General features: G+C 65.9%; 21 protein-coding genes. 10 read left to right on the forward strand and 11 right to left on the reverse strand.

Annotated elements, in window-relative coordinates; all coding sequences use genetic code 11:
• The 3 genes from GM672_RS22520 to GM672_RS22525 form a co-directional block, all read right to left on the reverse strand.
• Nucleotides 1-1,453: type VI secretion system Vgr family protein (locus GM672_RS22520; RefSeq protein ID WP_371867091.1), on the reverse strand; the 1,453-nt coding region annotated here is incomplete at its 3' end.
• The gene (locus GM672_RS30015) at nucleotides 1,351-1,698 is read right to left on the reverse strand and encodes a hypothetical protein (protein WP_371867090.1); all 348 of its coding nucleotides are present in this window, start codon (nucleotides 1,696-1,698) and stop codon (nucleotides 1,351-1,353) included. The genes GM672_RS22520 and GM672_RS30015, both read right to left, overlap by 103 nt.
• Complete coding sequence (locus GM672_RS22525; RefSeq protein ID WP_229417882.1) at nucleotides 1,695-2,630, reverse strand: hypothetical protein; 936 nt, start codon at nucleotides 2,628-2,630, stop codon at nucleotides 1,695-1,697. Before GM672_RS22525 ends, GM672_RS30015 begins: the two co-directional genes overlap by 4 nt.
• A 201-nt stretch (nucleotides 2,631-2,831) precedes the next feature.
• On the opposite strand from GM672_RS22525, the gene GM672_RS22530 reads away from it, so the two are divergent.
• The 7 genes from GM672_RS22530 to tssA all read left to right on the forward strand — a co-directional run bounded on the left by GM672_RS22530 (nucleotide 2,832) and on the right by tssA (nucleotide 12,272).
• Entirely contained in the window at nucleotides 2,832-3,680 is an 849-nt protein-coding gene (locus GM672_RS22530) for a M15 family metallopeptidase (RefSeq protein WP_308807500.1), read from the forward strand.
• Between the two features lie 46 nt (nucleotides 3,681-3,726).
• On the forward strand, nucleotides 3,727-3,996 hold the full coding sequence (locus GM672_RS22535; protein ID WP_170300198.1) for a PAAR domain-containing protein: 270 nt from the start codon (nucleotides 3,727-3,729) through the stop codon (nucleotides 3,994-3,996).
• Between the two features lie 3 nt (nucleotides 3,997-3,999).
• Nucleotides 4,000-5,442: a hypothetical protein gene (locus GM672_RS22540; protein ID WP_155472773.1), complete on the forward strand. Its 1,443-nt coding sequence runs from the start codon at nucleotides 4,000-4,002 to the stop codon at nucleotides 5,440-5,442.
• Between the two features lie 90 nt (nucleotides 5,443-5,532).
• Nucleotides 5,533-9,402: a type VI secretion system membrane subunit TssM gene (tssM, locus tag GM672_RS22545; RefSeq protein WP_155472789.1), complete on the forward strand. Its 3,870-nt coding sequence runs from the start codon at nucleotides 5,533-5,535 to the stop codon at nucleotides 9,400-9,402.
• On the forward strand, nucleotides 9,399-10,385 hold the full coding sequence (gene tagF / locus GM672_RS22550; protein ID WP_155472774.1) for a type VI secretion system-associated protein TagF: 987 nt from the start codon (nucleotides 9,399-9,401) through the stop codon (nucleotides 10,383-10,385). The genes tssM and tagF overlap by 4 nt, the downstream gene beginning before the upstream one ends.
• Nucleotides 10,386-10,387: 2 nt before the next feature.
• Nucleotides 10,388-11,209, forward strand: a complete 822-nt coding sequence (locus tag GM672_RS22555) for an OmpA family protein (protein WP_155472775.1) — start codon at nucleotides 10,388-10,390, stop codon at nucleotides 11,207-11,209.
• Between the two features lie 22 nt (nucleotides 11,210-11,231).
• Entirely contained in the window at nucleotides 11,232-12,272 is a 1,041-nt protein-coding gene (tssA, locus tag GM672_RS22560; protein WP_155472776.1) for a type VI secretion system protein TssA, read from the forward strand.
• Between the two features lie 560 nt (nucleotides 12,273-12,832).
• Here the strand turns inward: tssA and tssH are convergent.
• From tssH to GM672_RS22600, 8 genes are read right to left on the reverse strand one after another with little or no spacing between them, the layout of a single operon-like run.
• The gene (tssH, locus tag GM672_RS22565) at nucleotides 12,833-15,502 is read right to left on the reverse strand and encodes a type VI secretion system ATPase TssH (protein WP_155472777.1); all 2,670 of its coding nucleotides are present in this window, start codon (nucleotides 15,500-15,502) and stop codon (nucleotides 12,833-12,835) included.
• 12 nt (nucleotides 15,503-15,514) lie between these two features.
• Nucleotides 15,515-16,597, reverse strand: a complete 1,083-nt coding sequence (tssG, locus tag GM672_RS22570; protein WP_155472778.1) for a type VI secretion system baseplate subunit TssG — start codon at nucleotides 16,595-16,597, stop codon at nucleotides 15,515-15,517.
• Nucleotides 16,561-18,405, reverse strand: a complete 1,845-nt coding sequence (tssF, locus tag GM672_RS22575; RefSeq protein ID WP_155472779.1) for a type VI secretion system baseplate subunit TssF — start codon at nucleotides 18,403-18,405, stop codon at nucleotides 16,561-16,563. The genes tssG and tssF overlap by 37 nt, the downstream gene beginning before the upstream one ends.
• Before the next feature lie 3 nt (nucleotides 18,406-18,408).
• Nucleotides 18,409-18,900: a type VI secretion system baseplate subunit TssE gene (tssE, locus tag GM672_RS22580; RefSeq protein ID WP_155472780.1), complete on the reverse strand. Its 492-nt coding sequence runs from the start codon at nucleotides 18,898-18,900 to the stop codon at nucleotides 18,409-18,411.
• A 44-nt stretch (nucleotides 18,901-18,944) separates the two neighbouring features.
• A complete protein-coding gene (locus tag GM672_RS22585) occupies nucleotides 18,945-19,436 on the reverse strand; it encodes an Hcp family type VI secretion system effector (protein ID WP_155472781.1) in 492 nt (163 codons plus the stop codon).
• 39 nt (nucleotides 19,437-19,475) lie between these two features.
• Entirely contained in the window at nucleotides 19,476-20,963 is a 1,488-nt protein-coding gene (tssC, locus tag GM672_RS22590; protein WP_155472782.1) for a type VI secretion system contractile sheath large subunit, read from the reverse strand.
• 2 nt (nucleotides 20,964-20,965) lie between these two features.
• Nucleotides 20,966-21,469: a type VI secretion system contractile sheath small subunit gene (gene tssB / locus GM672_RS22595; RefSeq protein WP_155472783.1), complete on the reverse strand. Its 504-nt coding sequence runs from the start codon at nucleotides 21,467-21,469 to the stop codon at nucleotides 20,966-20,968.
• A 34-nt stretch (nucleotides 21,470-21,503) separates the two neighbouring features.
• The gene (locus GM672_RS22600) at nucleotides 21,504-22,118 is read right to left on the reverse strand and encodes an outer membrane protein assembly factor BamD (protein WP_229417883.1); all 615 of its coding nucleotides are present in this window, start codon (nucleotides 22,116-22,118) and stop codon (nucleotides 21,504-21,506) included.
• Nucleotides 22,119-22,381: 263 nt separating this feature from the next.
• On the opposite strand from GM672_RS22600, the gene tssK reads away from it, so the two are divergent.
• The 3 genes from tssK to GM672_RS22615 form a co-directional block, all read left to right on the forward strand.
• On the forward strand, nucleotides 22,382-23,725 hold the full coding sequence (gene tssK, locus GM672_RS22605; RefSeq protein WP_155472784.1) for a type VI secretion system baseplate subunit TssK: 1,344 nt from the start codon (nucleotides 22,382-22,384) through the stop codon (nucleotides 23,723-23,725).
• Between the two features lie 67 nt (nucleotides 23,726-23,792).
• Nucleotides 23,793-24,557: a type IVB secretion system protein IcmH/DotU gene (gene icmH, locus GM672_RS22610; RefSeq protein ID WP_155472785.1), complete on the forward strand. Its 765-nt coding sequence runs from the start codon at nucleotides 23,793-23,795 to the stop codon at nucleotides 24,555-24,557.
• Nucleotides 24,557-24,786, forward strand: a 230-nt coding sequence (locus GM672_RS22615; RefSeq protein ID WP_155472786.1) for a hypothetical protein, incomplete at its 3' end; no start/stop codon positions are given. The genes icmH and GM672_RS22615, both read left to right, overlap by 1 nt.

Raw genomic sequence — 24,786 nt, forward strand, 5'->3', positions numbered from 1 at the left:
CCGACGGCGCGTGGTCGCCGGCCGGCTGGAAGACGGCCGCCGGGTCGTCACCGTCTGCCGCTTGCCCACCGGGCGTGGGGGCGTGGCCGCCCTCGCCCTGGCCGTTGTACAGGGCGCCGATGACGATGGGGCGGTCGATGTCGTTCTCGATGAACTGCACCAGCACTTCCTGGCCGATGCGCGGCAGGAACTGGCTGCCCATGCCGCCGCCGGCGGTTCTCTGCGCCACCCGCACCCAGCACGAGGCGTCGCTGCTGTCCTGCCAGTGGTAGCGGATGCGGATGCGGCCCAGCGCGTCACAGTACAGTTCATCGGCGCCGCTGGCCTGGTCGCTGCCGTCGGCACCGATGACGATGGCGCTTTGCGCGCCGTGCGCCGTCGGTTTCGGGTGGCTGCGGGCGTCGCTGCCCGGCAGTTCCGGGCGCCACGGGACCTCCGCCGCCAGCGCGTCGAAGCGGTTGGCGTAGCCGAGTTTGCGGGCCTGGTCGATCACCAATGCCATGTCGTCGTCGGCCAGGTCGGCTTCAAGGAGCACGTCTTCCAGCAGTTCCGGGATGGGGCCGAACAGTTCGGCCAGGGCCTGCACGGCCGGTGACGGCAGGTTGTTTACGCCCACGCTGGTCACGCGCAGGACCGTGTAGCTGGCCGGGGCATCGCCGAACATGGCCAGTGGCCCCTGCGTGACGTCGATGCGGGTGCCGGCGGCCAGGGTGCGCACCGTCGAACGGCCTTGCCAGGGCTGGCTGCGTGCCTCGCGCGCTTCCATCTGCAGTTCCGCATAATGCTGCGCCAGGGCGCCGCTGGCAAACGCGTACTGGCCCGGCACGTCGTAGCTCTCCAGCACCGGCAGCTTGGCGAACTGCTGGCGCGACGGGGCGCTGGCACCGACGGCCTTCTTCGCCTTGTAGTCGTAGCTGAGGAGGGTCGTCAAGGTCGAGACGACGCTGCGGCGTTTTTGCAGGGCCTGGATACTGTCCTGCTTTTCAGCCGTGCGGGCGCCGTGGAAGCGGATGCCGCCATCCTGTTCGCTGATGTGATCGGGCGGCATCGCGCATTCCTGGCTGCTGTCGGCAAACAGCACCAGGCCGTGGCCTTCTTCCAGTTCCTCGATGCGCCAGCCCAGGCCTTCTTCCGTCAGCAGGCGGCGCACGAAATCGTAGTCCGACTCGCGGTACTGGCAGCAATAGCTGCGCGGCGGGACGTCGGCCAGGAAGCTGTCCGTCTCCTCGCTCCAGCGCCACTGGGCCAGCGGCTGGTAGGCCGACAGCACGTCGTCGACGATGTCGACCACGGTTTTGTCCTGCCATACGCGGCTGTTGCGCACCTGGCTCAGGCGCCACAGCCATGGTGTCAGGCGCAGGCGGTAGCGCGCCAGGCCGCCTTCGCTGCCCAGCATGGCCGCGTGGGTGATGTCGCCACTGAAGGTGGTGCGGCTGCCGTCGGCAAGGCTGATGTGGAGCGTAGCTTGCCGCCCCAGCAGCGGCACCAGGTCGATATGGCGCTGGTGGACAAGGCGATGATGTCGCGTGCGCCTGTGTCATGCACGATGTCGTCGGCCGCGAAGGCCTCAACCAGCAAGCCGCCCGAGCCCAGGTCGGCGCCGCTGTCGTCGCCGTGCAAGGTCAGCTCATATAGCCGGGTCGCGCTGGTGAACTGGGCCAGCGCCGTCGTGACTTGCTCGATCAGTGCGATGCTCATGAATCGGATGCAACCTTCTTTTTAAGGCGCGCCTTGCATTCCGGCTCCTTCTGGGCGCCGTTCGCGCATAAACGCGCACGGCATTGCTCCGCGCCCGCCGCATTATATTGACGGCAGATCTGCAGTTGCTGCGCCGGCGTGCTTTTTCGCGGGATATGGCTGTTCGGCTGCGTATGCGCCATCAGCGCCGCCAGCAAGGTGGCGTCCCGATCCTTTGATTGCGGTTCGGCCTTGGGCTTGGGCGGCGCCTTCGGTTTCTCCTTCGGCGCCTGCTTGCGGCCTTCCGGCTTGGCGTCATGGTGCGCCAGCCTGGGCTTCTCGACCTTGTTCTCGGCCAGGGAATCGGCCTTCTTCTCGTCCGGTGTGGCTTTTTGCGCGGGGCGTTCCAGCGCCTGTGTCAGGGAATCCGTCGCCGGGCCGGCTTTTGCCGCCACGACGGGCGCCTGCTTCGCAGCCGGCTCCTTGGCCGCGCTGGTGTCCTGCAGGATGGCAGCGGTCGACACGTCCGAATCCGGCGGTTCCACCGTTGCCGCAGTCGCCGGCGCGGCCACTGCCGCAGCAGCCACCACGGCCGGCGCCGGCATGCTGGCCACCGGTGGGACCACGGGCGCCGCCGTTTCAGCCACCAGGGTTTCCTCGTCCGGAACGCTGGCCATCCATACCAGCGCGCCGCCGGCAACCGTCACCAGGGCGGCAAACGCAGCGCTCCACAGGAATACGCCACGGCCCCTTGTGGACGCCTGCGCCGCCGGCTTGCCATGCGACGGCGAAGCTTGCTTGATGCCGGCATCGGCCTTGGCCTGTTTTGCCGCTTTGGCCGGCTTGCCGTCGAGCGCGCTCAATACACTGCGTCCGTCCGCCGGGTTATTCTGCTCGGCGGACAGCAGGCTGGGGCGCCCGCCGCTCGACACGCGATCGTCTTTACTAACCAAGATATACTCCTTGCTTATATTCTAATACTTTTCTGTTACTTTACAGGAGTCAAGAAAAATACGCCGTATTCCAGGGAATAAATTTTCCACGAAAGACCGACATTTTATTCAATTGTGCGAGACATTGCCATAACGGTAAGTTATACTGTAGGGCAATGCTTTGAAGATACGAACGATGCTTGTCGCTGTCAGGAGAAAAGAGTGTGGCTGCTGGCGATAATTCTTTATTTTTTGCTTGCCTGCCTGGTCACTTGGATGATCCTGTTCCCGGCCGGCCGTGAGTTCATGCTGAACGGCTTGAGCGCAGCCGGCCAACGCCTGCAGCGCCGCGTCGGCCAGGCCACGCAGCGGCGCCTGCGCGACGCCGACAAGCTGCGTTCCAGCGGCAGTGCCTCGGTCGGCGCTGTCAGTGCCTTTCTGCGACGCCACTATATTCTGTGCGCCGGCGGGGCGGCCCTGGTCTGCCTGCCGCCGCTGCTGGCCGTGCTGCTGACCGACGGCGGAACGCTGGGCGGCTTCGAGACGTCCACCCGCGAAGTCAATACGCAAGTGGCCGAGCTGCTGCAGGGCGAGCAGCTGGTGCCGCCGCCGGCCCTGCCGCCGCTGGTGTTCGCATCTGCCGAGGTGGCGCAGGAACGTCCCCTGCTCGTCTCGGCCAGCCGCGACTGGAACCGGATGAACGCGGACTACACGCAGCGCCTGCTGATGGTGTTTCGTATCATGAAGGAGCAGCATGGCTACGACATGGCGATCCTGGAAGGCTACCGCAGCCCGGAGCGCCAGAACCGCCTGGCCGCGATGGGCACGAACGTGACGAACGCCGCGGCCTTCCAGAGCTGGCACCAGTACGGCCTGGCCGCCGATTGCGCCTTCCTGCGCGACGGCAAACTGGTGATCTCCGAGAAGGACCCGTGGGCCATGCGCGGCTACCGCCTGTATGGCGAGGTGGCCGAGTCGCTCGGCCTGACGTGGGGCGGGCGCTGGAAGATGATGGACTTCGGGCATACGGAACTGCGCCTGCCCGGCGTCATGCGCCGCAAGCAGGATTGAGCAGGCACGATTCAACCAAACGACTGATATTGATACGGGAGCAAACGTGGCAGGACCTTTGATCACATTGGGCGACAAGACATCGCACGGCGGCACCGTCGTGGAAGCATCGCAGCTGTCCGATACGGGCGGCAAGGGCATCGCGCGCGTGGGCGACAAGGTCATGTGCCCGAAGCCGGGCCACGGCGCCACCACCATCGTCAGCGGCGACCCGACCCTCATCATCGACGGCAAGCCCGCCGCGCGCCACGGCGACAAGACGTCCTGCGGCGCCACCCTGATCGCCGGCCAGCAGCCCACCGTCGATAACGTCTGACCGATGCTGTCCTGGCTCAGACCCCTGCTGCTGGTCGCCGCCGCCTTTGGCGCCAGCTGGATCGGCGCGATCTGGTACTGGCGCGCCAACAACCGCATTCCCGCCACGGCGGACCTTGTGCTGTACCTGCTCGTGCTGCCCCTGGCCCTGCTGCTGGCCTTCTGGATCGGCAAGAAGATCTACCGCAGCGTGACGGCCGGTGCCGCCGCTGCCGCCACCGCCACGCCGGTAGCCGCCGATGCAGCGCCAGTGGACACGGCGCCACCCGTCGGCATCGCGATGCTGGCGGCCAGCGTGCGCGCGCCGCATGGCGCCTCGCCGGACGAACTGCTGGCCGCGCTGGCCGATGGCGCGGCACGTCCTGAACTGGACAACACGCTGTACGACGACTACGGCTTCCCCATCATGACGGCACGCATCGCCGATATCGACGTGGACGCGCTGCGTGAGGATATGGCGCCATGGCTGGAAGCGCGCGGCATCGATCCTGCCGTCTTCACCGAAGAACAATGGCGCGCCCTGCATGCCGGCAGCGCCGTCGTGCAGGAGCTGGCCGCCGTCCTGGCCGACCATCCGCAGCTGCTGGAGCACGACACCCGCCTCGACACCCGTACCCCATCGCCCCTGCCGATGCTGCAACTGCTGCCGCTGTGGTCCGCGGCCTGGCCCGTGCCGGCCCGCGGCACGGCGGAGCAGTGGCTGGCGCACCTGGTGGCGCAGGCGGGGTGGCCGAAGGAACGCATTGCAACCTTGCCGGCAACGGGGCCGGGAGACGAAGCGCCTGCCGACGCCGTAACCGTGCTGACCCCCTTGCTGGCGCGCGTGCAAGCCCAGGCAGCATCGCACAACGCCACGCCAGCCGCATCGACCCTGGCCCTGGTGCTGGCCTGCGATTCCCACCTGAGCGAAGCCGGCATCGACCGCCTGAGCGGCGCCGGCATGCTGTTCGCCGCACAGCGGCCGCAGGGCCAGATGCCCGGCGAAGGTGCGGCCGGCCTGCTTCTGGCCGATGCCACCCAGGCTGCGCTCCTGTCACGGGACGAAGCGCAGACAATGCTGCGCGCCGTCGGCTCGGCCCAACTGAACAGTTCCGCCGATGCCGCCGGCCGGCCTGATGCCACCGTGCTGCGCCAGCTGGCCGCCGGCGTGCTGGCCACGAGCCGCTGCGACAGCGCCGGCGTGCTGGCCCTGGCCACCGACACGGACCACCGCACCGGCCGCGTCATGGAAACCATGGCCGTGCTGTCGGAGCTGCTGCCGCAGCTCGATACGACGCTCGACACCTGTCACGTCGGCGCGGCCTGCGGCAGCTGCGGTCCAGTAACTTACCTGACGGCGCTGGTGCTGGCACGCCAGCAGGTAATTGAACGGGGCGGCCCCGTGCTGTGCCTCGGCACGCTCGATCCGTACCGGCGCGATGCGGCGCTGGTCGCGCCCCCGCCGTAGTACTGAAGCCCTGATCCTGACGCAGTAAAGCTGACGCAGTAAAGCTGATTCTCCCGTGCACAGCACAACCCTGAAACCGAGTCTCATATGATGCAAAAAACCTGGGAATTTCTGACGAAGCGCCGCAGCCTGATCGTGATCGGCTGGCTGGCCTTCGCCGCGTCCTTGTTCATCGCGACGGCCCTGCTGCAATGGCCGGCCAACGTGCCGTGGACAGTGCTGGCGGTGGCGCTCGTGTTCGGCGCCATCGTCTGGTCGTGGCGCCGCTGGCGCCGCCGCCAGCGCGCCAGCCAGCTGGGCGACATGCTGGAACAGCAGGCCGCCGCGCCCGTCAAGGCCGACGCCGTGCACCGCCAGGAAACGGAAGTGATCCGCCAGCGCCTGATGGACGCCATCGGCACCATCAAGAGCTCGAAGCTGGGCCAGTTGTCCGGTAACGCAGCGCTGTACGAGCTGCCCTGGTATATGGTCATCGGTAATCCCGCCGCGGGCAAGAGCACGGCCATCGCCAGCTCGGGCCTGCAGTTCCCCTTCGCCGACACCAAGGTGGTGCACGGCGTGGGCGGCACCCGCAACTGCGACTGGTTTTTCACCACCGAAGGCATCCTGCTCGACACGGCGGGCCGCTACTCGGTGGTCGACGAAGACCGGGCCGAGTGGTTCGGATTCCTCGATTTGCTGAAGAAGCACCGCAAGAAGGCGCCCATCAACGGCGTCATCATCGCCGTCAGCGTGGCCGAGCTGACCCGCAACCGTCCGGAATTCGCCATCGACCTGGCCAAGAACCTGCGCCAGCGCGTGCAGGAACTGACCGAGCGCCTGGAAGTGCACGCACCCGTCTACGTCGTCTTCACGAAGGCCGACCTGATCACGGGCTTCAACGAATTCTTCCAGGACAGCGAACGCAATGAACGCGACCGCGTCTGGGGCGCCACCCTGCCCTACAGCCAGAACACCGGCAGCGAGCAGCTGCTCGACCAGTTCGACACCCGCTTCGACGAACTGTACGACGGCCTGAAGGACCTGAGCCTGGCCAATATGTCACTGCAGTGGCGCGAGCGCATGCCGCCAGGCGTGTTCACCTTCCCGCTCGAATTCGCGTCCGTGAAACCTGCGCTGCGCTCGTTCATCGCCACCCTGTTCGAGGAAAACCCCTACCAGTTCAAGCCCGTCTTCCGCGGCTTCTACTTCACCAGCGCCCTGCAGGAAGGCGAGACCGTGTCGGCCTCGTCGCACCGCGTGGCCCAGCGCTTCGACCTGAAGCTGCAGCCGCAGGCGCACGAGGAACACCATAACCAGCAGGGCTACTTCCTGCTCAACCTGTTCCGCAAGGTGATCTTCGCCGACAAGGACCTGGTGGCGCAGTATGCCAGCCCGGCCAAGACGCGCATCCGTTACGGCATGTTCTTCGCCGCCACCGCGCTCGTGGGCCTGGCCCTGGCCGGCTGGAGCTGGTCGTTCATGAACAACCGCCAGCTGACGGCCAATGTGCAGGCCGACCTGGACCAGGCCATCAAGGTGCAGCAGAAGAGCCTCGACCTGCAAAGCCGCTTCGCCGCGCTGGAAATCCTGCAGGACCGAATCGAGCAGCTGGACGCCTTCGAGGAAAGCCGTCCATTGAAGCTGGGCCTGGGCCTGTACCAGGGCGATGTGTTGAACCGCAAGCTGCGCGAAGAGTACTTCAACGGCGTGCGCGAGGTGATGCTGAAACCCGTGGGCCAGTCGCTGGAATCGTTCCTGGCCGAAGTCAACAGCGGCGCGGCCCAGCTGCAGCCGATGAACCGTCCCGTCTCCGGCACGACGACGGGCCAGGCGCTCGATGCCGCCGCCGTCAACAACGGCGCCATGCAGTTCAAGGACGCGTCCCCCGCCAACGCGGAAGATGCGTACAACGCGCTGAAGACCTACCTGATGCTGTCCGATAAATCGCGCGCCGAGGCGGCCCACCTGAACGACCAGCTGACCCGCTTCTGGCGCGTCTGGCTCGATTCGAACCGTGGCGCGATGCCGCGCGAGCAGATGATCCGCAGCGCCGAGCGCATGATCTCGTTCTACCTGACCCAGGTGAACGACCCGTCGTGGCCGAAGCTCGACAGCAAGCTGGCTCTGGTCGACCAGACCCGCGACAACCTGCGCCGTGTCGTGCGCGGCATGCCGGCGCGCGAGCGCGTGTACGCCGACGTCAAGGCCCGCGCCGCCACCCGCTTCCCGTCGATGACGGTAGCGCGCATCGTGGGCGAGCAGGACAAGGAACTGGTATTGGGCAGCTATGCCATCCCCGGCAGCTTCACCCGCGCGGCCTGGGAAGGCTTCGTGCAGGAAGCATTCAAGGACGCGGCCAACAAGGAACTGCAAAGTGCCGACTGGGTGCTGAAGACGTCCGCGCGCGACGACCTGACGCTCGAAGGCAGCCCGGAACAGATCCAGAAGTCGCTGGTGGAGCTGTACAAGAACGACTACGCGAAGGAATGGACCAAGTTCGTGCAGGGCGTGACGATCCGCGACCTGGAAGGCTTCGAGGCCGCCACGGCGGCGATGAACCGCCTGGGCGACCCGCAGATCTCGCCGCTGAACAAGCTGGTGGCCACGGTCTATGAACAGACCTCGTGGGACAACCCGACCCTGCTCGACGCCGGCATCCAGCGCGCCCAGCGCGGCATCACCGGCTGGTTCCGCGAGACCATCCTGCGCCAGAAGCCTTCGCAGATCAACGTCAATATCCCGACCTCGACGACGTCGGCGCAGAACGCCGCGCTGCCGCTGGGTCCCGTGGGCCGCGAGTTCGCCGGCGTGGCACGCCTCGTTGTCGTCAAGGACAACAACGCTTCGCTGATGCGCGGCTACATGGACCAGATGTCGAAGCTGCGCGCCCGCCTGAACCAGATCAAGAACCAGGGCGACGCCGGTCCCGGTGCCAAGCAGCTGATGCAGCAGACGCTGGACGGCAGCGGTTCCGAGCTGGCCGACGCGCTGAAATACGTCGACGAACAGATGCTGGTGGGGATGACGGACGCGCAGAAGCAGGCCATCCGTCCCGTGCTCGTGCGTCCGCTGATGCAGACCTTCGCCGTCATCGTCAAGCCGACCGAGGCCGAGATCGACAAGGTGTGGCAGGCGCAGGTCGTGCAGCCGTTCCAGAAGAACCTGGCCCTGAAGTATCCGTTCGCCACCGAGTCGAAGCTGGAGGCGACCAATGCCGAAATCGGCGAGATCTTCGGGCCGGAAGGCGCCATCGCCAAGTTCTTCAACACCACCATCGGACCGCTGGTGGTGCGCCGTGGCGACGTGCTGAGCGCGAAGACCTGGGCCGATATCGGCATCCACCTGGCGCCGCCCGTGGTGGCGGCCTTCCCGGGCTGGGTCGCGCCGCTGGCCGCCAACGGCGTGGCCAACGCGGCCGCCGCCAGCGGTGGCGAGGAACAGACCCGCTTCGACGTGCAGGCGCTGGGCGCCACCGGTGCCACCGAATTCACCCTGGAGATCGACGGCCAGGCCCTGCGCTGGCGCGGCCAGCCGCAACCCTGGGTGCACATGACGTGGCCAAATCCGGCCGGCGTGCCCGGCGTGCGCATCACGGCCATCACGCCGGCCGGTGCCAACGTCGTCGTGCTGAACGAAATGGGCCACCAGGGTCTGAGGAAGATGATCGACGCCGCGCGCCGCAAGCGCAAGGACAACGGCGTGTTCGAACTGGCCTGGGACAACACGGGCAGCGGCGTTACCGTCACGGCCAACCTGAAGATCATCGGTACGTCGGTGGCGCCGCCGCAACCGGTGCCGCAGCCGGGCACGGGCTTCAAGCGCCTGCGCCTGCCGCAGACCATCATCGCCGACGCGCCGGCTGCCCCTTCGGCACCGGCGGCCCCGGCACCGGGCGCCCCTGCCGCGCCCGTGCCTGCCGCACCGGCGGCACCGGCAGCACCAAGGCCGGCGACCCGCACCGTGGGAGCAATGCCATGAGCCGCGGCGTGACCCCGATTTCCGTCGGCTACTTCGGCAAGATCCCCAGCCGGGGCGACTTCGTCAAGGCCAGCGACAGCCCTGCCCTGATCAAGGTGCTGGACGACTGGCTGTCGCAGGCGATGGACCTGATGAGTACCGACGCGCGCTGGAAGCTGAACTACGACTCCCTGGCGCCGCTGCATTTCGCCTTCGTCGGCCCCCGCCGGCGCCATGCCATCGGCGGCCATATCGTCGCCAGCACGGACCAGTCGAGCCGGCGCTATCCGTTCATGATGATGAGCGCGATGGAAGTGGCCGAACCGGACAGCTTCGTGCAGAACGCCCCGCTGGTGCTCACGCGCCTGTGGAACCGGCTCGAAGGCCTGACGGCCGGCGTGCGCGCGGCCAGCGACGCCACCCAGTCGCTGCAGGGTTCGACCAGCCAGCCGGTGGAGCTGGACCTGCGCGCGGCCGCCTACGATGCCGCCTTCGAGGACTTCCTGGAGCTGCAGACCATCGGCGCGCTCGACGGCATGCTGGCACAGGCGGGCTACGAGGGCTCCGTGCGGCAGGTGCTGCTGGCCCTGGGCATGCTGCTGCAGCCCGTGATGGCCAGCAGTTCTAGCCGGCTGGAAAAGAGCCTGGTGCTGCCGCTGCCGCTCGACCCCATGTACCGCAACCTGGTGGCCGCCTTCTGGATGCACCTGATCACGCCGTTCCTGGCCCGGGCCGACTTCGAACTGGCCCTGTTCATCACCCGGCTGGGCGAACGGCCGGCGCTGGTGCTGGGCTTCTCGGGCGCGTCGGCGCAGACACTTCGCGCCATCATGGACCCGCAGGTGGGCCGCGACCACCATATCGACTTCGACCAGCTCGACTGGGTGGAGGAGCAGATCGACACCGATTACGCCGTCAAGAAGCTGTCCACCTACCTGTCGCAAGGCACCCTGTCACTCAAGTCCGCGCTCGATTCGGTCGGCACGGCGTTTCTCGGAACCTGACCATGCGATTCATTCCCTCCCCTGCCCTGGCCTGCGCACTGGCCCGCAGTCTCGCCCTATCAGGCCTGTTGGTCTGCGCGTCCGGCGCCATCGCGCAGAACGTCGCCCCGGCCGCGCCGGCCACGCCCGAACCGGGTCAGGTGACCGTCAGCGGCACCGTGCCCGATGAAGCCAGCAAGGCCGCCGTGCTGGCCCGGCTGCGCGAACTGTACGGCCAGGACAAGGTGGTCGACCAGATCGCCGTCGGCGCCGTCGCGATGCCGGCGAACTGGAACGGCTATGTGCAAAAGCTGATCACGCCGGAACTGAAGCAGATCAGCCGCGGCCAGCTGAAAATCGACGGCAACACCGTCAGCCTGCGGGGCGAAGTGGCCAACGAGGCCGTGCGCCAGCGCATCGCCAGCAATGTCGCTACCAGCCTCAATCCCACCTACACGGTCAACAACGGCCTGCGCGTGTCGGCGGCCGACCAGGCGGTGCTGGACAACACGCTGGCCAACCGCACCGTCGAATTCGAAAGCGGCAAGGCCACCCTGACGCCGGCCGGCAAGGCCATCGTCGACGAGATGCTGGCGGCGCTGCTGAAGATGAAGGGCCGCAAGGTCGAGATCATCGGCCACACGGACAGCGCCGGGCTGCGCTCGTCCAACCTGGCCCTGAGCCAGGCCAGGGCCGACACCGTCAAATCGTACTTCGCCAGCCACGGCCTGAACGGCGACCTGCTGACAGCCACGGGCCAGGGTCCGGACCGTCCCATCGCCAGCAACGACAGCGCGGACGGGCGCGCGCGCAACCGCCGCATCGAGTTCCGCATCTCCCAATAACCCCACTTCATTCCGAGGTCCCATGTTCACAGCCGAACAGCTCCTAATCCCCATCAGCGACAGCAAGCCGTGTGGCGACAACATGGCTTTTTCCAGCGAGCTCGATGCCATCGCGCACGCACGCAAGTTCGACGACCCGTCGCTGGCGCAAGGCGCTTGGGAAACGGAGCTGAAGGAAGCGGACTGGGACTTCGTCGTCGACCGCTGCGCCAAGCTGCTGAAGGAAAAAAGCAAGGACCTGCGCCTGGCCGTGTGGCTGACCGAGGCGGCCGCCAAGCAGCATCACCTGCGCGGCCTGGGCGAAGGCTACCGCCTGCTGGCCGGCCTGTGCGACCAGTTCTGGGACCTGGGCCTGTACCCGGACGCCGACGACGGCGACAATGACCAGCGCATCGGCAACCTGTCGTGGATCCTGGCGCGCACGCGCACCCTGATCCGCGAACTGCCCCTGACCGAAGGCCGGGCCACCGGCTACTCCACCGTCGACTTCGAGGCCGCTCGCAAGCGCGCTGCCAGCGGCACGGAGGAAACCGAAGGCGCGGGCGGGCCGAAACTGGCCGACATGGAAGCGGCCAAGGCGCGCAGCTCGCCCCAGTTCCGCGCCACCTTCGCGGCCGACGCGCGCTACTGCATGGACTCTCTGCTGGAACTGGAGCGGGTGGCCGACCAGCGCCTGGGCCAGGACAGCCCCGGCTTCGCGCAGGCGCGCGATGCGGTCGAATCGATGCTGCACGTGATGCCGACTGTCAGCACGGATGCAGCGCCATCGGCCGAAGAAGGCGCCGGCGACCAGCCGGGCTCCGGTGACAGCGTGCAGGCCACGCAAGGCGGCCAGCCCGGCCAGAACGGTCCCCTGCGCAGCCGCGCCCAGGCCATCGCCCAGCTGCGCGCCGTGGCCCAGTTCTTCCGCGAGACGGAGCCCCACAGCCCTGTCTCCTACTTCGCCGAAAAGGCGGCGGCCGCCGGCGAGCAGGACCTGCACACATGGCTGCGCTCCGTCGTCAAGGACCAGGCCTCCCTGGCCCATATTGAGGAAATGCTGGGCGTACCGCCCGCGAATTGAAGCCAACCGCCCCGTTCGTGTCCACCTGGGGGCGCAGCTGGGGTTTCGGGAAGCACTGCTTTCCGCCAGCGTAGCGGGCAATGGCCTGCATGCCATTGCCCTGTCCAGACCCCGACAAGACACGGGCTCGACAACATTAACGGGTGGACGGGTGTCGACGTCGGTGCCTGACCCAGATGTTGCCATGGACGAGCTTGTGTCCGTGTCGGGGTCTGACCCCACGGTGGACACGGGCTGGGCAGTAGAATAGAGCCGCATATGTCCACTTGGGGTCAGACCCCGACAATGTCCACTTGGGGTCAGACCCCGACAAGACACGGGCTCGACAACATTAACCGCTGGGCGGGAGTCAATATCGGTGCCTGGCCCCGATGTTGCCATGGACGAGCTTGCGTCCGTGTCGGGGTCCTGGACAGGGCAACGGCGTGTAGGCCATTGCCCGCTTCGCTGGCGAGAAACTGTGGTTCTCGAAACCCCGGCTACGCCCCCACGGTTGACACGGGCTGGGCAGTCAGAAAAAGAGCCGCATATGCGGCTCTTGTCGTTTCTGCAGACGGTGCTTACTTCACCGTGTACTTGAATGCGCCGTTCTTGCCGGCGCCCACCTTGATCTTGGCGATGGCCGCGCCTTCGGCCATGCGCGCCAGGACCGACTCGGCCACTTCCGGCAGCAAGGTGCCGTTCAGGATGTTGTCGACGTTGCGGGCGCCCGAATCGACTTCCGTGCAGCGTGCCAGCACCGCTTCCACCAGCGCCTCGTCGTAGCTGAATTCGGCCTTGTGGTTGACGGCGATGCGCTGCTTGATCTTGCCCAGCTTGAGTTCGATGATCTCGACCAGCACGTCGTCGCTGATCGGGTAGAACGGAATCACCTTCAGGCGGCCCAGGAAGGCCGGCTTGAACTGCTTCATCAGGGCCGGGCGCACCAGTTCCTCCAGCGCTTCCGGTGCCGGCAGTTCTTCCGCCGGCTTGTTCAGGCAGGCCTGCATCAGCTGGGACGAACCGATGTTCGACGTCAGGATGATGATGGTGTTCTTGAAGTCGATCTCGCGCCCTTCGGCGTCGTCCATCACGCCCTTGTCGAAGACCTGGAAGAACAGCTCCATCACGTCCGGGTGGGCCTTCTCCACTTCGTCCAGCAGCACGACGCTGTACGGGTTGCGCCGCACGGCTTCCGTCAGCACGCCGCCCTCGCCGTAGCCCACGTAGCCGGGCGGCGAGCCTTTCAGGCCCGACACGCTGTGCGCTTCCTGGTATTCGCTCATGTTGATCGTCACCAGTTTGCGCTCGCCGCCGTACAGCACGTCGGCCAGGGCCAGCGCCGTCTCCGTCTTGCCCACGCCGGAGGGGCCGACGAACAGGAACACGCCCTTCGGCTTGTTCGGGTCGTCCAGGTTGGCGCGCGAGGTACGCACGCGCTGGGCCACCGCTTCGATGGCATGCGACTGGCCCAGCACGCGCTGCTCCAGCAGATCCTTCAGGTTCAGCACCGTCTTGATTTCGTCCTTGACCATCTTGCCCAGCGGGATACCGGTCCAGCCGGCGACGATCTCCGCCACCACATGGCCGTCCACCTGCACCGGCACCATCGGCGTCTCGCCCTGCAGCGCGCGCAGCTCGACCTGCAGCGCCTCGACGTCCTTGACGAGACTCTTGTCCGCCGCTTCGCCGCTGTCGAGCACCACGCGGGCTGCCTTGATGCGTTCCGTCAGGTCCTTTTCCTTCTCCCACCGTGCCGCCAGGGCCGCGTGTTCCTCGCTGGCCGCCTTGCGCGCCGCTTCCAGCTCCTTCAGGCGCGCCGTGTGGGCGGCGCCGCCGGTGGCCTGCTCGCGGGTCAGGGAAGCGCTTTCCACCGCCATCCGTTCGAGCTTGCGGGCCAGGTTCTCGATCAGGGCCGGCGTCGCGTTCTGTCCCAGCGCCACCTTGGCGCAGGCCGTATCGAGCACGCTGATGGCCTTGTCGGGCAGCTGGCGGCCGGAGATGTAGCGGTGCGACAGGCGCACTGCCTCGGTGATGGCTTCGTCGTAGACGCGCACGTTGAAGTGCTTTTCCATCAGCGGCGCCATCCCGCGCAGCATGGCGCAGGCCAGTTCCTCGCTGGGTTCCTCCACCTTGACGACCTGGAAGCGCCGCGCCAGCGCGGCGTCCTTCTCGAAATACTTCTTGTACTCGCCCCAGGTGGTGGCGGCAATCGTACGCAGCTCGCCCCGCGCCAGGGCCGGTTTCAGCAGATTGGCCGCGTCGTTCTGGCCGGCCTGGCCGCCGGCGCCGATCATCGTGTGGGCTTCGTCGATGAACAGGATGATGGCGTGCGGGCTTTTCTTCACTTCGTCGATGACGTTCTTCAGGCGGTTCTCGAACTCGCCCTTGACGCTGGCGCCGGCCTGCAGCAGGCCCATGTCCAGCGTATGGATCTCGACGCCGCGCAGCACTTCCGGCACGTCGCCTTCGGCGATGCGCAAGGCGAGGCCTTCGACGACGGCGGTCTTGCCGACGCCCGCCTCGCCCGTCAGGATCGGGTTGTTCTGGCGCCGGCGCATCAGGATGTCGATGGCCTGGCGGATTTCCAGGTCGCGGCCGATGACGGGATCGACCTTGCCGTCGCGGGCGCGCTGCGTCAGGTTGGTGGTGAACTGGTCCAGCGCGGGCGTCTTGTTGGCCGCCTTCGAGGCCAGCTCGCCGACCGGGTCGCCGCCCGGATCGTCATTCTGTCCGGCCGCCGCGGCGGCGGCGGGAATGGACACGGCTTCCTGCGAGCCGGCCGTGACCTTGTCCAGGTTGTGCTTGATCTGCTCCAGGTCGAATTTTGCGAACAGCTTGGAGCTGCGCGCCGCCAGTTGCGCCAGTTCCGGCTCCGTCAGCAGCGCCTGCAGCAGGTGGCCGCTGCGGATCTGGGCCTGCTGGCCGGCACGCAGGTCGAGCGAGGCGATCAGCCAGGCGTGCTCGAACAGCTTGGGCATGCGCTCGGAGAAGACGGGCGTGCGCGAATTGCCGTTCTTGAAGCGCGCCACCTCGGCCTGCAGGTCTGCTTCCAGCATCGACAGGCTGATGCCGTTCTGGCGTGCGATGGCGACGAAGTCGCTGCCTTGCTGCTCCAGCAGGGCCAGGAACAGGTGTTCGATATCGACTTCGTAATGGCCCAGCGAGACGCAGATGCTGGCCGCGCGGGTGGCCGCGGTGCGGCTGGTGTCGTTCAGTTTACCGATCAGCGTTTTCAGGTTGATGCTCATGATTCCCTCTTTTTATAGCGCGTGAATTTCATAGCGCACGTCGGCGCGGTCTTCGGTCTCGCTGCCTGCCAGCAGGAAGCTGTCCCAGCCCAGGCGGCCGCCGATGCGGTCTTGTTCGAGCTGCACGCCGCGCACGTCGGCGGCGCGCAGCACCAGCTGCACTTCGTATTCCAGCGACAGGCCCGTAAACATCGTCAGCATCTCGCGCAGCGAGCGCGCGGCGCGCCCGCCCGGCAGGAACGATTCGTAGGTGGCAAGGTCGAGCGGGCCGATGACAAGGCGCATGCGCAGGTCGCGCTGCCACACGCGGGCACCGGCCATCGCACCGGCACCCAGTACGGCATTGCTGACGCCCAGCGTGGTCTGCTGCGCGGCCGGCACGTCGTACCAGTGACCGACGAACTGCTCGACGGCGACCTGCTGGTTGAAGTATTCCGACAGCACGCGGGCGATCTGCACGCTCGACGCGGGGCGCTGGCGCATCGACGTGGCGAAGTAGGCCAGCGATTCGTCCAGCACGCCGTCGCCATGGTCGGACAGGCGCCGCCGCAGCGAATGGTTGCCCATGCCGGCCAGCGACAGCAGCAGCGGCAGGAAGGTGTCCTTGCCGTCGATCTCGTAGCGCAGCTCGAGCCGGTACTTGCGCCAGGCCTCGTAGAACAGGGCCAGCGAGCGGTTCGAGAAGGTGTCGAGGAAGGCGCGCGGCCCGTCGTCCTTTTCGTACAGGCCGTGTGCGGCGATGCGTTCCGTGTAGTGCGCCGGCAAGGTGCCGCTGGTGCCGAGAAAGCCCATGAAGGTGGGCGTGACGCGGATGTACTTCAGCCGGGTCGATTGCAGCGCCTCGGCCAGCGCACGCCGGTCCTTCGGCAGCTCGCGCGGCTCCGTCTGCAGCGACTCCAGCTCGCTGGCGGGAAAGGCCAGCGACGTGGAATTCTGGAAGCGCAGGAAGTTCGCCACCGCGCCGTCGGCGGGCGTGCCGTGGCGCCGCAGCCAAAGCTCCAGCATCCGCACCGCCTGGAAGTAATGGAAGCGGTACGGCTCGGCGAACAGGCGCTCGATTACAGCAGGCTCAAATCGCCGCTTCGCGGGGTGCATCGCAACAGCTCCTCTCCGTTCTTGTTCGACACGATCACCAGCTGGGTGAAGCTGTTGGCGTGCACATACAGGCCGAGGAAGCGCTCGACGATATGGGCAAAGGCATGGATGCCGCTGCCGACAAAGGCTTCCTCGTCGATCGTCAGGCGCACTTCGATGCCGCGCACCAGGCAGGCGAACGGGTTCCCCGCCAGCCAGGCCGTGGCGGCCTTGTGCGCCACGGCCAGCACGCCGCCGATCTGGCGTTGCGAGGCGGGCGAGCGTGGCAGGTCGTACAGTGTCAGCATCTCGCGGAAGGCATCCAGGCCGCCGTCCGTCAGCGACAGGTGGTTCAGGGCCAGGTGCGAAATCAGGCGCCAGTGGGCGCCGCGCCCACGCTCGAAGCGGTGCGACGGCGAAGGCTTGCGCAGGAAGCTGATGCCGCGCACGCTGGAGCCCCCTTCGAGGAACAGGTCGCCGCCGCGCAGGCCGTAGCTGAGCGAGGCCGGCAGGTCGCGGTTGGTGCAGGTCAGCTCCAGCGACAAGGTGTCCGTCTCCACGTCGGCCGGGTCGAAATCGATGTCGACGATGGAGATCTGCGTCTCGAAGCCGGGGCTCTTCTCGGCCAGCATGTCGTCGCGGCGCATGATCCAGTAGTGGCCGTGCTTCTCGGGGGTCTGGCCGTGGCGCAGCGAGTAGAACGGCCGGAACTCCTGCACCGATTCACCCTGCGGCGTTTGCCGCACCAGCTTGACCGAGTCGATCGACTGCACTTCGAAAGCATAGGCGCGGCGGGCATCGGCCAGCACCGGGTAGCTCGCCGTCGTGTGCGTCAGCCGGATCGGCTCGCCGCGCTGGCGGAACAGGTTGACCACCGGCGTGCAGCCGAGCAGCACGTTATTGGTCGACAGCGTGCCCAGGATGCGCGCCGTGTTCGAGTCCGTGCGCAGGCCCGACAGGGCCAGGTGCAGGGTGATGCTGCGGCAGCCCGACGGCAGCACGGCGCCCAGCGCCGCCAGGTCGATGTCGAAGAAGTTGAACTTCTCCGGGAAGGAGAAATACTCCGTCAGCAGCCGGTAGGCGCTGTGCGAGCGCGCCGAGAAATCGATCAGCGATTCGTCCTCGTCGAAGCCGGCCGGCGTCAGGGGGATCTTCGACAGCGGCAGCCAGCGGCCGTTGCCGTCCGCTTCCGCCCAGGCGCAGACGCCGCGCATGAACAGCGCGTCGCGCAGGGCCGCGCAGAACGACGGTTCGCCGTCGATGAAGACACGCAGCTTCGCCAGCTTCAGTTGTGGCAGCGCCACCTGGGCCGACGTGCTGGCGATGGTGAGGCTGATGCTCGACGTGGCGGTGGGCGGCAGGCGGATCGCTTCGGGCGCGTCGATGATGGCCGCGAACGTGGCGGCCTGCATGGCCACGGGCGCGATCGTCACGGGATAGGCGGTGCGGAAGGTGCAGACCGCGCCGCGCACGGGGCGCGTGGTCAGCTGCGTGCCGCGGGGGATCTCGCTGGCCGTCGTCAGCTGGGCGGCCGCGCCGGCGAAGTCCATGCGCGCGATCGAGCAGGACGGGAACGGGCGCAGGTAATGCGGGTAGAGCACTTCCAGCAGTGCTTCTGTGAATTCGGGGTAGTCGTCGTCGAGCCGCTTGGCGATGCGCGAATTCAGCAGCGCAAACGATTCGATCATGCGTTCGATGTGCGGGTCTTCGCACACCTCGCCGCCGATCAGCAGCCGGCCGGCGATTTTCGGGTAGCGTTCGGAGAATTCGCGCGAATAGCGGCGCAAAAATCCCAGCTCCCTTTCGTAATACGGTAGTAACTGGTCCAACGGTTAGGCTCCCGGCTGCGCCGGGCGGCGCGCCTTGCTGATGGTGTAATGCAGGCTGGACGGCTGCAAGACAGCGTCGAAATTGACCGGCTCGTGCGCGGTGCTGACCACCAGCAGCGCGGTGATGGCGAAATTGAGGCGGTTGACGGCGTCGGCCCGCAGTTCCAGGCTGGCCTGCACATTGCGCAGGCGCGGCTCGTGGCGCGCGATGGCTTGTTCCAGGCAGCGGCAAATGAAGGCCCGGTCGTCCGCGCTCGACAGTGACAGGCCTGCGAAATCCTGCAGGCCATACGTCACGATCGAGCGTCCGCATTCGGGATACTGCGTCAGGAGTTCTTCCGGGATCACGGTGCGCGTGTTGAGGAGCGCCTCCAGATCGCGCGCGACCGAGTCCTTCAACTCCTCGATCGACATGCGCGATACCGTTCCGCTGGCGGCGCCATTGGCCCGTGTATCCATCAGCCGGTCGAACAGTCCCGGCGTGAACCCCTTCATCGGTATCCCATCGGATCAGGTCCGCTTAATGCGCGGGTGCGCGATTAAACGGTCTTGTTGCCGGACAGGTCCCAGCCGCCCGACGTGTTGCCGCCGATGCCGCCGCCGACCTTCTGCTGGGTGTACTTCCACTTGACCTTGGAGTACTTGATCGACACGTCTTCCGTCAGGATGTTGCCTTGCTGGACGGTTGGAGCGACGCTGCTGATCAGCACGTTTTCCAGTTCGATTTCGAAGTACTTGACGCGGTCGCCGTTACCGTCAGCGCGCATGAACTCCAGCTTTGCTTTTGGAATGGTTTTGCCGGACGAGCAGGTTTGCAGCAGGATCGGCGTAGCCAGGTCGGCCAGCTTCGACACGACGATATCTTTGTGTTCGGTACGTTCCGCGGTGTGGCCGCCACCGGTCGAAGCGGTCGCCGATTTCGGTTGCAGGACTTGCCATTCCACGCTGGAGACTTCGATCCAGTCCTTGTGGGTGGTGTCGGCGGATTCGCCTTTGATGCCGTCGATTTGCAGGTAGACGTCGATTGCCATGTTATTCCTTTCGGTTGTTGAAGTAAAAAACTACAGTGCTTAGTTTTTGGTCGATCCCGGGAGCTCCGCGACCAAACGGAGTGAAACGGACAGCTCATCGAGCTGGAAGTGCGGACGCAGGAACGACACGGCGCGGTACACGCCAGGCCGGCCCGGTACTTCCGACACCTGCACCGACGCTTCACGCAGCGGGAACTGGGCCTTCTGTTCCTGGCTGGCGTTATCGTCCAGCAGCACGTACTGCGTCAGCCAGCGGTTCAGGAAATCCTCGACGTGCGATGCGGCGGTGAAGCTGCCGATCTTGTCGCGCATCATGGCCTTCATGTAGTGGGCGATGCGCGATACGGCGAAGATGTACTGCAGCTGGGCCGACAGCACTGCGTTGGCGTTGGCGGCGTCGTTGTTGTACTTCCGCGGCTTCTGCGCCGACTGCGCGCCGAAGAAGGCCGCGTAGTCGGTGTTCTTGCAATGGACCAGGGAGATGAAGCCCAGGTCCGACAATTCTTTTTCACGGCGGTCCGTGATGGCGATCTCGGTGGGGCACTTCAGCGCCACTTCGCCTTCATCGGTCTTGAAGGTATGGGTCGGCAGGTCTTCGACCAGGCCGCCGCCTTCGACACCGCGGATGGCGGCGCACCAGCCGTAGTCCTCGAAGGCGCCCGTCAGCTTGGTGCCGAAGGCATAGGCGGCGTTACACCACAGGTATTTCTGGTGGTCGGTACCGTCCACGTCCTCTACGAAGTTGAAGCCTTCCGTGGTGGCGCCATCGGCCGGATTGAACGGCAGGCGGCCCAGGAAGCGTGGCAGGGTGAGGCCCACGTAGCGCGAGTCCTCGGATTCGCGGAAGGTCTTCCACTTCGCGTATTCGGCCGTATCGAACACCTTCGAAAGGTCGCGCGGCTTGCCCAGGTCGGAGTAGGTCTCCAGGCCGAACAGCTCGGGCGAGGCCGACGAGATGAACGGCGCATGCGCGGCCGCGGCCACGTGCGACATCTGCTCGATGAAGTACATGTCCTCGGGCTGGCGGGTGATCTCGAAGTCGCCCAGCAGCGCGCCGAACGGGGCGCCGCCGAAGGTGCCGAATTCCTCTTCGTAGATTTTCTTGAACATCGTGCTCTGGTCGAATTCGAGCGCGCTCTGGAAGTCCTTCACCAGTTCGCGCTTGGTCGCGTTGAGCATCTTGATCTTCAGGTTCTGGCCCGTGGCGCTGTTGCGCACCAGGTAGTTCAGGCCCGTCCAGCTGCTTTCCAGCTTCTGGAACTGCGGCGCGTGCATCACGGCCGACAGCTGCGCCGAGATCAGGCGATCCAGTTCGGCCACGCGGGCATCGATGGTGGCGGCCAGGTTGTCGGAGACGACCACGGTGCCTTCCATGACCTGGGAGACCAGCTCCGAGATCAGGTCCTTGGCACGCGCGTGTTCCGCGCTGGACTTGGCGACCTTGCTTTGTTCGACGATGGAGTCGAGCAGGCCGGCTTCCGCGTGAGGTGCGGCGGCGGCAGCGGCCTGAGTGGCTTGTGCGGACATGTTCACTCTTTCGTGGTTTGCTGGCCCAGTTCGGCCAATTTCTCGGTGCTGTTCAGGACATCGTTGAGCAGGTCTTCCAGCTTGTCGTTACCGGCCAGCTTGTTGCGCAGGTCGGCCAGCTTGGTGCGTGCTTCCAGCAGCTTCTTCAGTGGCTCGACCTGCTGCACCACCGATTCCGGACGGAAATCTTCCATCGATTTGAAGGTCAGGTCGACGGCAAATTCACCGCCCTCTTCGCTCAATTCGTTTTTCACGCGGTAAGCCGCGCGCGGCTCGACACCCTTGAGCACTTCATCGAAATTATCCTGGTCGATGGCGACGAAGCTGCGATCCTTCAGGCGCTTTTGCGCCACGTCCGAATTACCGCCGAAATCACCGACGACGCCGACCACGAGGGGCAGTTCCTTGTTTTCGATCGAATCGCCGATTTCAACGTCATACGTCATCTGCACCCGCGGCGGGCGCACCTTCTGCAGTTTTTTCTGGACGCTGGATTTGTTTGACATGGGATGCCCCTATCGTTGGATTAAATACAAACGGTTATTTCAGCAGATCGAACGGGCTGGCGTTCGTGGTTTCCGCCTTGACCTTGCCTTTGGCGCCCTTGACGTTCTTCGGATTGCGCGTAGGCGCCGTCGGCGGCACCGGCTGCGGGACCAGGACGTCATCGCCCAGGCTCTTGCGCAGCAGCTTGGCCAGTTCCTGCGACTCCGTCTTGGTCGAGCCGGACAGGTTGTTTTGGCGGCTCAGCTCGGACAGGGCACGGGTCGACAGGCGCAGGCCGCTGATGGCGATGATGCTGTTGGCCAGGCTGTCGTTGGGGTCGCGCACCAGCACTTCCTGGGCGTTGACGATGGCCTCGCCGTACTGGCCGGCCTCGTAGCGGGCCTGGGCGATATTGGCCCAAGGCGTCTTGTCGGTCGGGAACGCGGCGGCCGCTTCCTTCCAGACAGTGATGGCTTTTTCCTTCTGGCCCGTGCTGCTCGCTTCCGTCGCCTTGCTGAGCAGGTCTTCCATCTTTGGCAAGGCTGGCTTCACGGCCGCCACCTGTTCCGCGGTGGTGGCGCAGCCTGCGAGCGTGGCGACGCAGACGGCGGCGCCGAGGAGTTTGCCGAAGCGGCCGAAGTGTCGATTGAACTGTGTTGCTGATGTCATGCTGCCCTCAAACTAGTATCAAGAAAGATGCTTATTATATAATTATACCTAACAGACTCGACAGCTTGCATATTTTATTTTTGTAATGAACTTGTGGTATCCGGGGCCGCCCGGGACAATAAGTTCCATTAAACCCGGAACAGCCGGATTTTATACACCGACACGCATGACGTACCACAAAGCAAACGCCAACAATTCGCGTAGAAATGTTACCCTTCTGCTACTTGGCATCAGCGCACACCAACAGAAGGATGCGACCACGAATGAGTAACAAAATACTATGGGGCGATGGCCTGTTCCTGCGCCCGCAGCACTTCCAGCAGCAGGACCAATATCACGAGGGGCGCCTGCACCGGGGCCTGCAGGCAGTGCATCCTTATGCCTGGGGTGTCGAGTCGATCGAAATCGACCGCGATGCGCTGGGCAATAACGCGCTGCGCCTGCTGGGCCTGACCCTGCGCTTCCAGGACGGCGAGCTGGTCGAGGCCCCCGGCAGCGACGAGCTGCCCGATACCGTCGACCTGAGCCAGCTGCCCCAGGGCGGCCAGAGCGTGACGTTCTACGCCGCCCTGCCCGCCTTCAAGCCGTTCGGCGGCAATTTCGGCGACGGCGCCAGCCAGGGCGCCAACGCCGTGCGCTTCCAACAGGACAACCGCGACACGCCCGACCTGTACACGCACGCGGCGCCGGCCCAGCTGTCCTACCTGAAAAAGACAGTGCGCCTCGTCTCGGAATTCGAACCGCGCGACTCGTACGTGCACGTGCCCGTGCTGCGCCTGCGGCGCGCCACCACGGGCGGCTTCGAACTCGATAGCGCCTTTGTCGCCCCCAGCCTGTCCGTCAAGAGCGCGCCGGTGCTGTTCCAGCAGCTGCGCCGCCTGATCGACGCGCTGCAGGCCAAGGTCAGCGCCCTGTACGGCCACCACCGGGAGCCGAGCAAGAACGTCATCGAGTTCCGCTCCGGCGACATGTCCTCGTTCTGGCTGCTGCACACGGCCAGCACGGCCTACGCCTCGCTGTCGCACTACTTCCACCACCCTGCCCTTCATCCGGAGCGCCTGTACGAACAACTGCTGGCACTTGCGGGAAGTCTGATGACGTTCTCGAAGAGCTGGACGCTGGCCGACCTGCCCCCCTACAATCACGCCGACCCCGGCCCCGGCTTCGCGACGCTGCACCAGATCATCCGCGACCTGCTCGACACGGTGATCTCGTCGAAGTACTTCGCCATCGCGCTGCGCGAGGTCAAGCCTTCGTACCACCACGGCGTGCTCGATTCGCAGAAGATCGACGACAAGACGACGTTCTATATTGCCGTCTCGGCCGACCTGCCCGCCAGTGAGATCGTCGACCTGGTGCCGCTGCGCTTCAAGGTCGGCGCGCCGGACGACGTCGACAAGTTCGTGTTGTCCGCCATGCCCGGCGTGCGCCTGCAGCACGCGCCCCAGGTACCGGCCGCCATTCCGGTGCGCCACGACGCCGTCTATTTCGCCATCGAGGCCAAGGGCATGATGTATGAACGCATGCTGCAGGCCCAGTCGATTTCGATCTACGTCCCGGGCGGCATGCAGGACCTGAAGCTGGACCTGGTGGCCGTGACGTCGTAAGGGCCGAAGCACGCAGGGCCGCACAATCGCGCGCCGAAGTCCGGCGCCAGAATTTGAGGATATTGAAATGAGTACCGCAACCGCACCTTCCCTGATGGGTGGCGCCCCTTCGGCGACGGCCAATGCCGCGCCCCAGACCCTGCTCGACCTGATGTACGACGGCTTCTACGCCCTGTTCATGCTCAAGAACGGCAACGGCCCGCAGGACGACGGCGACTTCGCGCGCAAGATGACGCAGTTCCTGGACGACTTCGGCCGCGCCGCCAAGAAGCACGACGCTTCACCGGACGACGTCGACGCCGCCAAGTACGCCTTCTGCGCGGCCGTCGACGAGATCATCCTGCGCTCGTCGTTCTCGATCCGGGACCAGTGGGAACGCCGGCCCTTGCAGCTGGTGCTTTTCGGCGACCAGCTGGCCGGCGAGAACTTCTTCAACCGGCTGGAAGACCTGCGCGCGCGCGGCAGCGCCCACGTGCAGGCGCTGGAAGTATTCCATATGTGCCTGCTGCTGGGCTTCCAGGGCCGCTACATCCTGGAAGGTTCGGAGAAACTGGCCTACCTGACGTCGCGCCTGGGCGACGAGATCGCGCACATGAAGGGCAAGCGCGGCGGCTTCGCACCCCATTCGGACCGGCCCGACCAGGTCAAGCACCAGCTGCGCAGCGACCTGCCCGTGTGGGTGCTGTGCTCCGTCTTCGCGCTGATCTGCGTGCTGGGCTACGTGGGCCTGCGCGCCACCTTGTCGCGCAACACGCAGAACCAGATGAATGCCTACAGCGACGTCGTGAAGATGGCGCCGCGCGCGGCCAACCTGACCATCACGTTGCCCTGATGGACCTGCTGGCACAACTCTCTTCGGCCCTGGGCATCTTCGGCACGGGCCTGTCGCAGCATGCGCGCCTGATCACGCTGGCCAGCGCGCAGGAAACCGCCTTGCCTGAGGCGCTGATGCCGGAACGCTTCGCCGGCCGCGAAGGCGTCAACGAACTGTACGACTTCGACGTACAGGCGCTGAGCACCTCGACCGACCTCGATCTGGACCAGTTCATCGGCGAGGAAAT

This window comes from Pseudoduganella buxea (genome assembly GCF_009720835.1).
In the GTDB taxonomy this organism is placed as follows: Bacteria; Pseudomonadota; Gammaproteobacteria; order Burkholderiales; family Burkholderiaceae_D; genus Rugamonas; species Rugamonas buxea.